The following is a 12,075-nucleotide window of genomic DNA, read 5'->3' as shown; positions in this document are numbered from 1 at the left end:
GGTTATAGCGAAGTGGGAAACGCCCGGTCACATTCCGAACCCGGAAGCTAAGCCCTTCAGCGCCGATGGTACTGCACTCGACAGGGTGTGGGAGAGTAGGACACTGCCGGACTAACATTAAAAAGAAGTTGGAGGCCGTTCCCGGGTAATACCGGGAACGGCCTCCAATCTTTGTTTATAGAGTCGGATCACGTCGCGTCGGGGTGCCGCCGGAGGCGTTGAAACCCCAGGCAGTTGTGCGGCGGTAGACTGGGTCGAATACCTGACCGGCGTGCGACGCGTGCGCGATGCAGACATATCTGAACCGAGAAAGTTGTACCGCTGTGGCTGATGAGAGCACCCCGAACGACGATGAGCGTCGAGACCGTGAAGGTCCGGCTCGAGGGGGATCGGGACGTTCTGGTCGGTGGGAGCGCGCTGCGGGCTCCGACGGGCCGGCTCGTCGTGATGACCGGGGCGGGTCCAGGGATTCGCGAGGTCGTGATGACCGGCCGCGTCGCGACGAGAGGCCTCGTCGTGATGAGAGGCCTCGTCGTGATGACCGGCCGCGTCGCGACGAGAGGCCTCGTCGTGATGACCGGCCGCGTCGCGACGAGAGGCCTCGTCGTGATGACCGGCCGCGTCGCGATAGTGGTGACCGGCTGCGTCGTGATGACCGGCCGCGTCGCGACAGTGACGCGAGCCCGCGTCGTGATGACCGGGGCGGACCACCGGAGTTTCATGGTCGAGACGATCAGCGAGGGCGACCCGAGCGGCGAGACAACGCTGACCGGGCAGTACGTGGCCCGCGCAGCTGGGATCGAGCCTCGGTGCGTGACGAGGACGGGCACCGTGAGCGACGCCGAGAGCCGGAGCTGCCGGACGAGATCACCGGCAAGGAGCTGGACCGGGCGGTCTGGACCCAGCTGCGGACGTTGACCAAGGAGAATGCGGACGGGGTGGCCCGACACCTGGTCGCGGTCGCTACCTACCTGGAGGATGATCCGGACCGAGCGCTCGAGCATGCGGAGCACGCGGCCCGCCGGGCGGGCCGGGTGCCCGGGGTGCGCGAGGCGCTCGGCCTGGTGCGCTACCGCCGGGGCGAGTTCGCCGACGCGCTGCGGGAGTTCCGGACGGCGCGCCGGCTTTCCGGGTCTCACCACCTGCTTCCCTACATGGTGGACTGTGAGCGCGGTCTTGGCCGTCCCGACCGCGCCCTGGAACTGGCGTCCTCGGCCGAGGCGGCGCAGCTGTCCGAGGCGGACAACATCGAGCTGGCCATCGTCGTGTCGGGTGTCCGGCGTGATCTCGGACAGCCGCAGGCCGCCGTCGTCGGGCTGCGAATTCCGGCGCTGCAGCGTGCTACGACTCAGCCGTGGGCAGCCCGCCTGTTCTACGCCTATGCGGACGCGCTGCTCGCCAGCGGTGACGAGGCACAGGCTCGCGACTGGTTCGCGAAGGCGTTGGACGCCGATGAGGAGGGTGAGACCGATGCTGCCGACCGGCTCGATCTGCTCGACGGGGTGGTGATGACGGACCTGCTCGAGGACGAGGACTGGTCGCCGGACGACGAGTCCACAACCTGACCTCCCGGAGCCTGTGTGTCCACCCGCGGCACATTTGAGTGGTGCCATCCAGCCGGCAGGAACCACCCTCGTGTGTACGACGGACATGAGGGGAGTGACGCAGATGGACGAGGTGGCGCAGGTCAATGAGGTGCGGCTCGTGGGGAGGCTGTCGGTGCTGCCGGTCCAGCGTCTTCTGCCGAGCGGAGATGAGCTGGTGACGCTGAGGGTGGTGGTCAAGCGACCGCAGCGGCGCTCGGGTGGCCGAGTCCGCGGCGGCGTCGACGCGATCGAGGTCGTCTGCTGGTCGGCGCGCACCCGGCGGCGGGCACTGACGCTGGCCGTCGATGACATCATCGACGTCAGCGGGGCACTACGCCGCCGGTTCTGGCGTGGTGGGAGCGGTGTGACGAGTATGTGTGAGGTTGAAGCCACGTCGATCTCCCGGGTGGCACGCAGTGCGTAGCCCGGCACCGGACACAATGAGTGCATGACGGACACACTCCTTTCACGCTATGACGCGCTGGTCTGCGACCTGGACGGGGTGGTGTATCGAGGGCAGCAGGAGGTGCCCTACGCGGCGGACTCGTTGAACGCGGCACGCAGCGCCGGCGCAGGGATCGTCTTCGCGACCAACAATGCCTCCCGAACTCCGGCGGACGTGTCGGATCACCTTGTGAGCCTGAAGGTCGACACCAACCCGGAGGAGGTGCTGACCAGCTCCATGGTGGGTGCACAGGTCCTTGGGGAGGCCTTGGCCAAGGGCGCGAAGGTGCTCGCGATCGGCGGCCCCGGCGTCGCAGTCGCGCTCGAAGCAGGCGGACTTTCCCACGTCACGCCGAAGGAGCATGCTGCCGGACGCGTGGTAGCCGGGGTGCTGCAAGGTTATGGGGCGAGTGTCACGGCCGGTGACCTCGCCGAGGCGGCCTACGCCATCCAGGCCGGTGCGCACTGGGTGGCCACGAACACCGACCGCACGCTGCCGACCGATCGTGGCGTCGCACCGGGCAATGGCACGCTCGTCGAGGCCGTGCAGACGACCGTGGACGTCAAGCCCGAGGTGGTGGGAAAGCCGGGGCCGCTGATGTATCAGCTGGCGGCGACGCGACTGGGGTCCGATGCCGGTCGGACGCTGGGAATCGGGGACCGCATCGAAACCGACATCGCCGGTGCGCATGCCGCCCACATGGACGCTCTGCACGTGCTGACCGGGGTGCACCGACTGGCGGATCTGGTGGCCGCGCCGAACGACCTGCGTCCTCGCTTCGTCGCCCGTGACCTGCGCGCCCTTGACGAGCCCTACGACGAACCCGTCGACGAGGGAGGTGGTCACTGGCGGGCCGACGGCGTCCGGGGAGCCCTGGTCGGCGAGGAGGAGTCGGCCCGCGTCGAGCTGGTGTCGGATGCACAACCAGGCGAAGGAGACGTTGAGATGGCGCAAATCCGTATTGCCCTGCGTGTCCTGTGGCAGGCTGTCGATACGCGTCAGTTGTCGGTGGCCCAGGCTGTGGCTGCGATGTCGGCGACGCACTAGCGTGAGAGCACTGATGCGCAGGTTCACGTCCGCACCACGAGGAGATCGATATGGCCATTGACAGTGTTCGCGCGGCTCTGCAGGTTGTCACGGGGGCCGGGGAGCTGACCCGGACCAAGGCGCTCGAAGCCGCCGGGGGGCTACTGGCAATCCCCGGCGTCGGCCCGACGGCGGCGCGCGCCACGCAGGCCGCGGGTCAGGTCAGCACGCTTGCGGACGAGCTCATTGCCGCCGCCGCCGCCAACCGAGAGATGATGCGCGACCTGGTCCGGCAGGAGCTGGAGGCGCAGCTGCAGCGACTGGGCTTGACCACGACCAGTGAGCTCGGGAGCGCCCAGGACGAGATCGACCGGCTCAAGGTCGAGCTGGCGCAGCTGAAGGTGGCCGTCGCTCGGGTGGGGGACGACCAGCGGGTCCAGGCAACCACGACGGCAGTGCCCGCACCGACGCGCCCGCGGCGTGCGGCCATGAAGAAGGCTGCGGCGCCGGCGAAGACGACCACGTCGAAGAAGGCGACGTCGAAGAAGGCGACCGCCAAGAAGGCGACGAAGAAGGCTCCCGCGAAGAGGACAACCGCCAAGAAGGCGACGAATGACTGAGGAAACACCTGGGGACGGCCCTGCGACGACCGGTGACGACGACGTCGATGCCGCGCTACGCGACTTGCCGACGGTGCCCGAGCGGCCATCGGCCGACGCCGACCTGGAGCTGGATGCGCACATCGAGTCAGTGACGGCGGTGCACCAGCGCCTGCAGCAACGTCTGTCCGACCTGTCGCGGTGACGGCGGGCCGGACACAGCGGGTCGACCAGGAGCTCGTGACCAGGGGCCTGGCGCGGTCGCGAGCCGTGGCGCACGAGCTGGTGCGCAGCGGCCGGGTCGTGCTCGAGGGCGTGACCGTCAGCAAGCCCGCGATGCCGGTGCGTGCCGACCAGGCGCTCTGCGTGTCGGGCGAGCAGGACCCGTGGGTGGGCCGCGCCGCCTACAAGCTCCTCGCCGCGTTGGACGCGTTTCCCGACGTGGACCCGCAGGGGCTGCGCTGCGTGGACGTCGGGGCGTCGACGGGTGGCTTCACCCAGGTGCTGCTGCACCGGGGCGCGAGCCACGTCATGGCGATCGATGTCGGCCACGGCCAGCTGGCGGCGCCGGTGCGCGACGATCCCCGCGTCTCGGACCTGTCAGGCATCAGTATCCGGGACGTGGTCGTGCCGGGTGACTCACGGCCGCGGCCCGTCGTCCCCGGGGTCCACCCCGGTCGGAGCGTGCTGGAGGTCGAGCCGGCGCCGGTGGTCGTGACCGACCTGAGCTTCATCTCTCTCACGCTCGTGATGGGCCGCCTCGCGGCACTCACCCAGCCGGGCGGCCATCTGCTCGCGCTGGTCAAGCCGCAGTTCGAGGTCGGCCGGGAACACCTGGGTCACGGTGGGGTCGTCCGCTCGCCGCAGCAACGGCACCGGGCACTTGCTTCCGTGCTGGAGGCAACCGGCCAGTGCGGGCTTTCGGTGCACGGGATTACCACCAGCCCGATCGTGGGCGGCACGGGCAACCGGGAGTACCTGCTGTGGGCGCGGCATATGCCGACCGGCAAGATGGCGGGCGTGGACACCTTTCTTGACTCGGTACTTCGCGGGGACCCCGCATGAGCACCCCACGAAGTCCTCGCTGCCGCTCGGTACTTCGCGGGGACCCCGCATGAGCACCCCACGAAGTCCTCGCTGCCGCTCGGTACTTCGCGGGGACCCCGCATGAGCCGGCGGATCCTGCTGGTCGGCCACCCGGGTCGGCCCGAGGCGCTGGAGGTGGCCGCGGCCCTGGTCACCGACCTTGCCCGGCACGACATCCAGGTCGCCGGAATGCCGGAGGAGCTGCAGTCGTTCGGTATCGCCGAGCAGCCGAACGTCGTAGTGGTGGACCCGCGAGACCCTGCTGACGGCTGCGAGCTGGTGGTGGTGCTCGGCGGTGATGGCACCATCCTGCGCGGCGCCGAGCTCGGGCGCCCGAGTGGGGTGCCGTTGCTGGGCATCAACCTCGGACATGTCGGGTTCCTCGCAGAGGCCGAGCGGGACGACATCCACATCACCGTCGACAAGATCGTCGAGCGGTCCTGGACGGTCGAGGAGCGCGAGACGCTGGAAGTGGAGGTCTCCCTCGACGGGCGAGCGATCTGGTCGAGCTGGGCCCTCAACGAGGCGACCGTCGAGAAGGCGGCGCGCGAGCGCATGGTCAGTGTCATCGTCGAGATCGACGGGCGCCCGCTGTCGACCTGGGCCTGCGACGGCGTCATCATGGCGACACCCACCGGCTCCACTGCCTACGCGTTCTCCGCGGGGGGCCCGGTCGTCTGGCCCGGCGTCGCCGCCCTGCTGCTGGTGCCCATCTCGGCGCACGCGCTGTTCGCCCGCCCCCTGGTTCTGGGCCACGACGCACAGATCGCCGTAGGCCTGGTGCCACACGGTGACGGAGGCGGCGGCGTGCTCTGGTGCGACGGTCGTCGGACCACCGATCTGCCCCCCGGGGCCCGCATCGATGTGCGACGAAGCGACCTACCGGTCCGGCTCGCGCGACTGACGTCGGCGCCTTTCAGCGGTCGCCTGGTGGCGAAGTTCGACCTGTCGGTGTCGGGTTGGCGCGGCACGAATCCGCCACGCCTGGGCCAGGAGTAGCCGCGCATGCTGCGCGAGATCCGCATACGGGGCCTCGGGGTGATCGACGACGCACTTCTCGAGCTCTCGGACGGGCTGAACGTCGTGACCGGCGAGACCGGCGCGGGCAAGACGATGGTCGTGCAGGGCCTCGGGCTCCTGCTCGGCGGAAGGGCGGACCCCGCCCTGGTGCGCTCCGGCAGCAACCGGGCGCTGGTCGAAGGGATCGTGGATCTGCCGTCTGGGCACCCCGCCCTGATGCGCGCCGGCGAGGCAGGAGCCGATGAGGAAGAAGCCGCCCGTGACGGACTGGTGCTGGCCCGCAGCATCGCCGAGCGAGGCCGCTCCCGTGCCCACATCGGTGGTCGATCCGCGCCCGTGGGCGTGCTCGCCGAGCTCGGCGAGCACCTCGTGGCGGTGCACGGCCAGGCCGACCAGTGGAGACTGCAACGGCCCGAGCAGCACCGTGTCGTGCTCGACGACTTCGGCGGTCGGCCGCTGCAGGCGGCGGCGTGCGCCTATCGCGACGTGCATGACGAATGGTCCGCGTGCCGGACCGAACTGGACGAGCTGACGCAGCAGTCACGCGAACGAGCGCAGCGACTCGACCTGCTGACCGCGGGCCTCACCGAGATCGAGCGGGTCGACCCGCGGCCCGGCGAGGACGAGACGACGGCGACCGAGGTGGACCGGCTGGCGCATGCCGACGGCCTGCGTGAGGGCGCCGCCGTCGCGCACCGCGCGCTGGTCGGTGACGAGGAGGCACCGGACGAGAGTGTCTCCGTCGCGGAGCTGATCGCCAGGTCACGCCAGGGGATGGCGGGTCTGACCGGTCATGACCCGACTCTCGAGGCCCTCGACCTGCGGCTGAAGGAGATCGGGATCCTGGCGGCGGACGTGGCCGGAGACCTGTCGTCCTACCTCGCCGACCTCGAGGTGGATCCGGCCCGCCTGGCCACGCTGCAGGACCGCCGCGCCGAGCTTGCGGGGGTCATGCGCAAGTACGGCGCCTCGATCGACGACGTGCTCGGGTGGGCCAAGGACGCCGCCGCGCAGGTCGACGTGCTGGCCGGATCCGACGACCGGATCGCCGAGCTGACCCAGCGGGTGTCCACCCTCGATGTCGCGCTGAAGGAAGCGAGCGGCCACCTCACCGAGGCTCGGGAGAAGGCTGCCGGAAAGCTGGCCCGAGCCGTCACCAAGGAGCTTGCACACCTGGCGCTGGGATCCGCGCGGATCGAAGTCAACGTGCGGCCCACCCCGGGGCGCTACGGCCCACACGGTTGCGATGAGGTCGAGATCGTCTTCGCCGCCAGCAAGGGAGCGACCGCCCGAACCATCGCCAAGGGTGCGTCCGGAGGTGAGCTGTCTCGGGTGATGCTCGCCCTCGAGGTCGTCACGGCCGGTGGCCAGATGCCGACGTTCGTATTCGACGAGGTGGACGCGGGCGTAGGCGGTGCCGCAGCCTTGGACGTCGGCGCTCGGCTGCAGGCGCTCGCGAAGCACGCGCAGGTGATCGTCGTGACCCACTTGGCCCAGGTTGCGGCCTACGGCGACCGGCACCTGGTCGTGCGCAAGCACAGCGACGGTCACATCGGTCTGAGTGACGTCGCGGTCGTCGATGGTGACGACCGGCGCAACGAGCTCGCACGCATGCTCGGCGGGGTGAGCGACAGCGCCGCCGCGCGCTCGCATGCGGAGGAACTCATGCAACTGGCACGATGAGCAGTGTGAGGACCTCGATCTGGCGCCGCCCCCGGGGCCGTGATGCCCGGATCGGCGGGATCGTGCGGATAGACGCACGCACCAAGAACCTCACCAAGAGACTGCGCCCGGGCGACATCGCGGTCATCAACCACCGCGACCTGGACCGGGTCAGTGCCGAGGCGCTGGTCGCCTGCCAGCCGGCTGCGGTCATCAATGCGGCACCGTCCACGAGTGGGCGCTACCCCAACCTGGGACCCGGGATACTCGTGGCGGCCGGTGTGCCGTTGGTTGACGCCGTCGGAGACACCGTGATGACGGCGGTCACCGAAGGGCAGCACGCCACGGTCGACGGTGGCTCGTTGCTGGTTGCCGGTCAGGCCGTGGCTCACGGTGCGCTGCTGGACGCTGCTGCCGTCGAGGCGGCGATGGAGGAGGCGCGCGCGGGTCTCGCCATCCAGATCGAGGCGTTCGCGAACAACACCATGGAGTACCTGCGCCAGGAGCGCGAGCTGCTGCTGGGCGACGTGGGTGTGCCGAGCGTGCGGACGCAGATCGATGGCCGTCATGTCCTCATCGTGGTGCGCGGCTACCACTACAAGGAAGATCTGCAGACGCTGCGGCCGTTCATCCGCGACTACAAGCCGGTGCTCATCGGGGTCGACGGGGGAGCCGACGCGCTCGTGGAGGCCGGCTACCGGCCGCACCTGATTGTCGGGGACATGGACTCGGTCAGCGATGACACCCTCCGGTGCGGAGCCGAGATCGTCGTGCACGCCTACCGCGACGGTCGCGCCCCGGGCCTGGAGCGCGTCGAGAGCCTCGGGATCAAGGACGCGGTGGTGTTTCCGGCGACGGGGACGAGTGAGGACATCGCCATGCTGCTGGCCGATGCAGAAGGGGCGACCCTCATCGTCGCCGTCGGCACGCACGTGACCCTGATCGAGTTCTTGGACAAGGGCCGCGCCGGCATGGCGAGCACCTTCCTCACTCGTCTGCGAGTCGGTGGGAAACTCGTGGATGCCAAGGGTGTCAGCCAGCTCTACCGCTCGAGAATCGGCGGACCGTGGCTGCTGCTTCTGCTGGGCGTCGGACTGGCCGCGCTTGTGGTCACCATGGCCGCCACCCCGGGTGGGTCGGCGGCCCTGCAAGTGCTGTTGTCTCGTTGGGATGACCTCTGGTCGTGGATCGTCGGGGTGTTTTCGTGATCGATTTTCGCTATCACATCGTGTCGCTTGTCGCCGTTTTCCTGGCACTGGCGATCGGTATCGTCATAGGAGGTTTCTCGTTGCGCGGTCAGGTCGGTGACTCCCTGAACGCGCAGGTGACCCAGCTGCGGTCCGAGAAGAACACCCTGCGTGGTCAGGCGAGCCAGTCTGCTGCCGCCACCAAGCAGCGCGACGCCTACATCGGCGCCGTGCTGCCAACGGTGGTGACCGGATCCCTCATCCACAAGTCCGTCGCCATTGTGGTCCTTCCCGGCACCGATGACGCGCTGGTGCGGTCCACCACCACGACGGTCAAGACGGCCGGCGGCAGCGTGGCCTCGACCAGCTACCTGTCCAAGGACTGGGCCGCCGCCGGCTTCAGCAGCAAGGAGGGCATCCCTGGGCTTGCCACTGCCCTGCACATCGACTCGTCGGACACCTCCGCGGATCGGCTTCCGGGCACGGTGCTGGGCAAGGCGGTGGCCGGGGGCAGTCCCCAGAAGAGCACTGCGAGCGCTGCCGGTGTCCTGCCGCAGTTGGTCAAGGACCAGGTGATCAGCGTGCACCCGGCGCGCCCCGCGGGCGCGTCAGCGGTCGTGGTCCTGTGGTCGCCGATGAGCGCCGGCAACAACAACGGCGACGCCATCACGGCCTGGACCAACTTGGTGGCTGCGGTCGGTGCGAGCGTGAACGCCGTTGTCGGCGTGTCCGCCGGAGACGTGGGCGACGACCCGAGCACACCCGACGCCTTGGTGACCGCGCTGCGTCGCACGCCGGATTCGGCGGCCAGGATGAGCACCATCGACGACGGGGATCTCTCGATGGGGCAAGGAGCGATGGCGCTCGCGCTCCGCGACGAGCTGCATGGCAAGTCCGGCCAGTACGGCGTGGCGCACGACGCGACGGCCACGCTGCCCAAGGACCTGGGGAAATAGGTGCGACGGCTGGTAAGCGCCGCGCTGGCCGCGGCAACGACCCGGACCGCCTACAGTGCGCTGGGTCGGGTGCCCGCAGTCGCGGAGGGGCTGGCGCGCGAGAACTACGCCGGCCGGGCTGTGACGCTGCTCGAGGGCCCCGCACTCGTGCTCGGCCTCGCGACCGCAGGGGCGCATGGCGCCGCCTACGGCATGGCCGTGGCAGGGGGCGGCGTTGTCGGTCTGCTCGACGATGTTGCGGGCAGCGGCAGCAGCAAGGGCCTACGCGGACACCTGCGAGCGCTTCGTCGGGGCGAGGTGACCACCGGCACCCTGAAGATTCTTGGCCTCGGCGCCACCGGGTTGACGACGGCTGTCCTGCTCGATGGGCGGGACACCAGAGTCGTGCGCACGCTGCTGGGCGGCATGCTGATCGCCGGCTGTGCCAACCTGGCCAACCTGCTCGACCTGCGGCCGGGCCGGGCGCTGAAGGCTGCCGCGCTGATCGGGCTACCTCTTGCCGCGGCGGGATCCGCACCGGCCGCCGTCGTGGCCGGCGCCGGGGCCGCGGCGCTGCCCGATGACCTTGCGGGGCGATCCATGATGGGCGACACCGGCGCCAACGCGATCGGGGCCGTCCTCGGCGCCGTCCTGGTCGAGCGCAGCGGCCGGCTCGGTCGCCTCCTGGCACTGACCATCGTCGTCTCGTTGACCCTGGCGTCCGAGACGGTGAGCTTCTCCCAAGTCATCGCCGACACGCCGGTGCTACGACGGCTGGATGCGTGGGGCCGCGGGTGACCCCGACCCCTCGGCAGACTGCTGGGATCGCGGGCGCCGCGGGGATGATCGCGGTCGTCACGCTGGTCGCACGAGCGGTGGGTTTCGGGCGCTGGCTGGTCTTCTCCCACTCGGTCGGCAGCACCTGTGTGGGGGAGGTCTACGCGACCGCGAACCTGTTGCCGAACACGCTCTACGAGATTGCGGCGGGCGGTGCGCTCGCCGCGGTCGTCGTACCCCTGGTGGCCGGCGCCCTCGCCGCGGGCGAACCAGGGCGGGCCGACCAGATTGCCTCCGCGATGCTGACCTGGGCCGTGAGCATCCTGCTGCCCCTCGCGGTGGTCCTGGCGGCGGTAGCCGACCCCTTGGCGACGGCCATGATGGGCGACGGCGGCCCGGACTGCCCGGCGCACGCCGCTCATGACCTGGGCACAACCATGATCGTGGTCTTTGCGCCGCAGGTCCTGCTCTACGGCATCGGCATCACCTTGTCCGGCGTGCTGCAGGCACACCGGCGGTTCCTGGCCGCGGCGATCGCACCCTTGCTGTCGAGCGTCGTGGTGATTGCGTCGTATGCCGTCTACGGCCGGCTCGCCGTCGGCCTGGGCAACACTCCGGGTGCCTTGTCGGACGCGGCGGTCACGGCGCTGGCGGGAGGCACCACGCTGGGTGTGGTGGCTCTCAGCCTTCCCCTGCTGCTGCCCACGGCACGGGCCGGAGTGCGACTGCGACCGACCTGGCGATTCCCTCCGGGCATGGGCCGCAAGGCGCTGCACCTGGCTGGGGCGGGTGTCCTCGCACTTGCGGCGCAGCAGGCCGCGGTGCTGGCGACCGCGTGGCTGTCCGACCACCGGGGAAGCACCGGCACGCTGCCGGTCTACCAGTACGTGCAAGCGATGTACCAGCTGCCGTACGCCGTGCTGGCCGTGCCGCTGGCGACCTCGGCCTTCCCGCACCTGGTCGCGCGCACCCACGAGGCCTTCAGCAAGACGTTTCCGGCGGTCGTGGCGGCCGGGCTGCTCGGCGCCGCGACGCTGGTGGCGGTGGCCGAGCCGGCCACCGGGTTCTTCGGTGCACTGGATGCGAGTCGAGCCGGCGGAGGATCATCGGCGATCGGCGCCCTCGGCGCCGGCGTGACGGCATACGCCCTTGGCCTGCCGGGATTCTGCGCCGTCGCACTGCTGCTGCGCACCGCGTATGCCGCCGGCCGGGCCTGGCAGGGCGGAGCCCTCGTCGCGCTCGGCTGGCTGATCTCGGCCTGCCTGCCGTTCGCCGTCGTGGGCGGCGGTACGCACTCCGCGAAGACCACGCTCGAGGCGCTCGGCTGGTCCTGCGCGGTGGGGATGTCCGTCGCCGGCTCTGGGCTGGTGTGGCTGGTGGCGCGCGAGTGGGGCGCGGACGTGGTGCGCCCGGCCGCCCGCACGCTGACCGTCGGTGTCGTCGGTGGGGCGCTCGCGGCACTGCTCGGAGTGCTGGTCGGCCGGACCCTGCAGCCGGGCGGGCTTCTCGCGTGCGCGGTCGTGGTCGTACTATCAGCGCTTGTGACCGTGCTCGTCTATCTCGGAGTCCTAAGGATCGGCGACCCGTCGACCGGCGGCCGACTCCTGTCGATGCTGGGTCGTCTGATGCCCGCCGACCGCAGCGAGGACCCCGCATGACTAGCACCCCACAAAGTTGCTCGCTACGCTCGCTACTTTGCGAGGACCCCGCATGACTAGCACTCCACAAAGTTGCTCGCTACGCTCGCTACTT

At 70.0% G+C, this 12,075-nt stretch carries 13 protein-coding genes and 1 rRNA gene; all 14 read left to right on the top strand.

Annotated elements, in window-relative coordinates:
- Positions 1-112, top strand: a 5S ribosomal RNA gene (gene rrf / locus FGL98_RS16215); the annotation flags it as partial.
- 218 nt (positions 113-330) lie between these two features.
- Entirely contained in the window at positions 331-918 is a 588-nt protein-coding gene (locus FGL98_RS25495) for a hypothetical protein (RefSeq protein ID WP_186526210.1), read from the top strand.
- On the top strand, positions 810-1,565 hold the full coding sequence (locus FGL98_RS25490) for a tetratricopeptide repeat protein (RefSeq protein WP_186526209.1): 756 nt from the start codon (positions 810-812) through the stop codon (positions 1,563-1,565). The genes FGL98_RS25495 and FGL98_RS25490 overlap by 109 nt, the downstream gene beginning before the upstream one ends.
- Before the next feature lie 103 nt (positions 1,566-1,668).
- On the top strand, positions 1,669-2,010 hold the full coding sequence (locus FGL98_RS16205; RefSeq protein ID WP_146318352.1) for a single-stranded DNA-binding protein: 342 nt from the start codon (positions 1,669-1,671) through the stop codon (positions 2,008-2,010).
- 24 nt (positions 2,011-2,034) lie between these two features.
- Positions 2,035-3,078, top strand: a complete 1,044-nt coding sequence (locus tag FGL98_RS16200; protein ID WP_146318336.1) for an HAD-IIA family hydrolase — start codon at positions 2,035-2,037, stop codon at positions 3,076-3,078.
- A gap of 50 nt (positions 3,079-3,128) precedes the next feature.
- Positions 3,129-3,677, top strand: coding sequence for a hypothetical protein (locus FGL98_RS25485; protein ID WP_186526208.1), 549 nt, complete (start codon positions 3,129-3,131; stop codon positions 3,675-3,677).
- A complete protein-coding gene (locus tag FGL98_RS16190; RefSeq protein WP_146318332.1) occupies positions 3,670-3,861 on the top strand; it encodes a hypothetical protein in 192 nt (63 codons plus the stop codon). The genes FGL98_RS25485 and FGL98_RS16190 overlap by 8 nt, the downstream gene beginning before the upstream one ends.
- Positions 3,858-4,721: a TlyA family RNA methyltransferase gene (locus FGL98_RS16185; protein ID WP_146318330.1), complete on the top strand. Its 864-nt coding sequence runs from the start codon at positions 3,858-3,860 to the stop codon at positions 4,719-4,721. Before FGL98_RS16190 ends, FGL98_RS16185 begins: the two co-directional genes overlap by 4 nt.
- 102 nt (positions 4,722-4,823) lie before the next feature.
- Positions 4,824-5,741 (top strand): NAD kinase, encoded by a 918-nt coding sequence (locus tag FGL98_RS16180; protein WP_146318328.1) that lies wholly within the window; start codon positions 4,824-4,826, stop codon positions 5,739-5,741.
- 6 nt (positions 5,742-5,747) lie between these two features.
- On the top strand, positions 5,748-7,445 hold the full coding sequence (recN, locus tag FGL98_RS16175) for a DNA repair protein RecN (protein ID WP_146318326.1): 1,698 nt from the start codon (positions 5,748-5,750) through the stop codon (positions 7,443-7,445).
- Positions 7,442-8,632 (top strand): putative cytokinetic ring protein SteA, encoded by a 1,191-nt coding sequence (steA, locus tag FGL98_RS16170; RefSeq protein ID WP_146318324.1) that lies wholly within the window; start codon positions 7,442-7,444, stop codon positions 8,630-8,632. The genes recN and steA overlap by 4 nt, the downstream gene beginning before the upstream one ends.
- Positions 8,629-9,567 (top strand): copper transporter, encoded by a 939-nt coding sequence (locus FGL98_RS16165; RefSeq protein ID WP_186526207.1) that lies wholly within the window; start codon positions 8,629-8,631, stop codon positions 9,565-9,567. The genes steA and FGL98_RS16165 overlap by 4 nt, the downstream gene beginning before the upstream one ends.
- Positions 9,568-10,344 carry a hypothetical protein gene (locus FGL98_RS16160; RefSeq protein WP_146318320.1) on the top strand — a complete coding sequence of 259 codons (777 nt, stop codon included), beginning with the start codon at positions 9,568-9,570 and terminating at the stop codon, positions 10,342-10,344.
- On the top strand, positions 10,341-11,981 hold the full coding sequence (murJ, locus tag FGL98_RS16155) for a murein biosynthesis integral membrane protein MurJ (RefSeq protein WP_146318318.1): 1,641 nt from the start codon (positions 10,341-10,343) through the stop codon (positions 11,979-11,981). The genes FGL98_RS16160 and murJ overlap by 4 nt, the downstream gene beginning before the upstream one ends.
- Positions 11,982-12,075 lie beyond the last annotated feature (94 nt).

Source organism: Leekyejoonella antrihumi (assembly GCF_007845645.1).
GTDB lineage: Bacteria > Actinomycetota > Actinomycetes > Actinomycetales > Dermatophilaceae > Leekyejoonella > Leekyejoonella antrihumi.
Note: the sequence above shows the minus strand (reverse complement) of the source record. Positions and strands in the feature narration are given on the sequence as shown.